Origin of the sequence: Pseudomonas sp. RA_15y_Pfl2_54, assembly GCF_963971015.1 — a bacterium.
GTDB lineage: Bacteria > Pseudomonadota > Gammaproteobacteria > Pseudomonadales > Pseudomonadaceae > Aquipseudomonas > Aquipseudomonas baetica_A.
This window is the reverse complement of sequence record NZ_CAXAPN010000074.1, coordinates 1-2,917: the sequence shown is the minus strand read 5'-3', so window position 1 is coordinate 2,917 and position 2,917 is coordinate 1. Positions and strand designations below refer to the sequence as shown.

Below are 2,917 nucleotides of genomic sequence, written 5' to 3'. Positions count from 1 at the left end.
TCGAGCACTACAACGAGCAGCATCCACACAGCGCCTTGAACTATCGCTCTCCGAGGGAGTTCAGGCGCTTAGCGGCAGCATCAATTTAACGGGGAGTTGGTGTCCGGTTTGGTAGGGGCAAGTCCAGGCACCCTCAAACTGACGTTATTACAGTTAATTCAGTTCGTAGAACTTGATTATCTCGGCCAACGCGAGTTGCGACTCTTCATTTTCTTTTACAAGAATATCCTCCACATCACGCAGTGGCGGAAGAGGATGCAGTCGTTCGGCAATTTGCGCTGCGGGGTAGTCTTTAACCATTTCTCCTTCGCCGCTAACCCTTATGAACCCAATCGCGCTTTCGCCTCCAGAAAAATGATTAGCCACTCGAACCTTGGGGCCCATGCCATAGCAGACCACTATGACAAGATCTTCCTGATCGCGATGAAACCTTAATTGTTCAATAGGTATACCCACACCCGAAAAATCGATTCCATCGATCCCACCCCCGGTGTTATTAATCAAGTCTCTTCCAAGACCATCGTATTTGTAGAGATCGTTGCCAGCACCACCAGACAACGTGTCATTACCGGGACCGCCTAGCAGTACATCATCGTCGACACTCCCCATCAGCGCATCATGTCCCTGCATACCTCTGATTTCACCTGCGCCGCTTAGAGTGTCATTACCGTGACTTCCCACCAGTGGGAGCGCTTGGCCATTTCTCATAGATTTGGCACTGGCCGCATTATCGACCAAGAGACCATTGTAATAAGTATTCGGGGCAGGACCCAGCTGACTGGAGCCAAACAGTTCTTTGAGAGTAAGGCTTGAGCCATCTGCAAATTTAATAATCTCAATGCCGGAACCCTCGATATCTCCGGCATTGGGTAGAACAATGCGAACTTTCTGCGACCCACCCCATTTAATATCGAGTGTCGAATAGAGCATTTGCGCGCGCGGCGGATGGCGATAGGCATTACGACGCGGATCAGGTGCCAACTCAACATTCACTGTTTCAATGAGTGTTGCGCCCCAACTGAGCTGCAAATTCTCCTGCGTCGCGTCTTCTGGAAGCACGACAGTATCTTGATCGACTAATCCATACTCGTCCTTCCATCCGGCAACACCTACTTCAGGTCGGATAAAAACCGGATTCAGCACATCCGCGATAATGGTCGTTGCGCCAGCATGCGCCTGCACGATGTAAGTATCGGCACCGTTTTCACCGTACAGGTAGTCATCCCCAGCGCCGCTCACTAAATAATCAGCGCCTTCAGAACCGAGGAGGGTATCGTTGCCTGCACCGGCGGACAGAAAGGCACCCGGTATCCTTTCATTAATATAGCCGTAATCAAGTAGAACACCAGAATAGGCGACGATCAGGTCATCGCCTGCACCCCCCAGGAAAAGATTGCCGACTTCGACATTAACTCGCCCACCGACATCGTCGCCGTGGACAACTTTATGTTTGATCGTTTCAGTTGTGACATCCCGCCGAAATTCCTTGCGGACAGTTTCGCCCGCCGTGAAACTTTCAGCAGGATAGATGTACCACCCTTCGATAGCACCTGAATCTGTTCTATCTGCAATAATTACGTCGCCGACTTTGAATGAAAAACCGCTGGCAGTGCCAGATCGAAAATAACGTGGCTCCAGCAATAACGGCGACGTAATGCCCTCTTTCTTTACCTCTCGAAAACTGGATCGGGATGTAGAGCTTGACTGTCTTTCGCTAAATACCGCATCGCCAGTGGCAGACCCCATCCATTGAGGCGTTTCAGACAATGCCACCGTTTCGATGCTTTCATCGATCACATCAGTGTGGGTGATATAACCCGTATCGTTGGTGGTTATATGGTTACGAACCCAGACACCTGGTTTGCTCAAGGTAAATCCTGTTGCATGCCTGCTAGCGGAGCGCTTTGCTTTGAGCTCCGCCAGGAACCTGTCTGTCCAGCCAACATTATGATCAATGGCATTACTTCGTTCCTCGCCAGGAACAACGATCCCTGATTGGTCCGGAACAGCAACCTGTACTTCGTTTGCAATAATGTCTATATCTTCTTCTTTGGCCAGCACTCCATCCCCTGCTGGCGGCTCGATGATCTCTACAGCTGGCAGCGTTTTTTTCATGACCTCTTGATAGCCGAGAATGACACCATCGCTAAACGTGAACGTTGAATTCTTCCATTCTTCATAATTCCTGATAAGGATGGCGTCCCCCTCACCATTGAACAGCCGCAATACCCGGCCTACGGAAACATCAATAATGTCGGCTTTCAAACTTTCCGCAGAGAACCCGGCACCGAACTTGATGACATTGCTGCCACCTGAATCGGTGATAACGTCAAGACCATCACCCACCCCGAAATAGTAAACATCAGCGCCGTCATGGCCCTCCATCACGTCGTTACCGGGCCCGCCATCAAAAACGTTATTGCCGGAATCCCCACGAAGGTGGTCTACACCCTCCCCGCCCAACAACGTGTCGTTGCCACCACCGCCGAGCAAGGTATCGTTGCCTGAACCACCGTCCAGATAATCTGCGCCATGCTCGGCTTCGGCTGTCTGCGCGTAGTCGCCGGATAAAATGTCATCATCAGCGCCGCCATAAAGCGTGTCGGCGCCCAAGCCGCCCAGAAGGGTATCGTTTCCTTCATCGCCTTGAAGGTAATCATTGTTGATTCCACCTGACTGCAGGTTGGACACATCGCCATCCAGCGCGTCAGCTCCTGCCCCACCGATCAGGGTATCGGCCCCCCCCATTCCCTGAAGTGTGTCATCGCCCGCTCCACCATCAAGTAAATCATTGTAGTGGTCTAATTTCCCCGGACACCCCGATAGGTGGAAAATGCATCTATCGAGGAGTTTTTCATGACCGACAAACGCAGAACATTCGACGACAGCTTCAAGCTGCAAGTCGTGAAGATGATCA

1 protein-coding gene is annotated in these 2,917 nt (G+C 51.3%); it reads right to left on the bottom strand.

Annotated elements, in window-relative coordinates; all coding sequences use genetic code 11:
• Window positions 1–153: 153 nt before the first annotated feature.
• Window positions 154–2,917, bottom strand: a 2,764-nt coding sequence (locus AACY50_RS28455) for a calcium-binding protein (RefSeq protein WP_339539915.1), incomplete at its 5' end; no start/stop codon positions are given.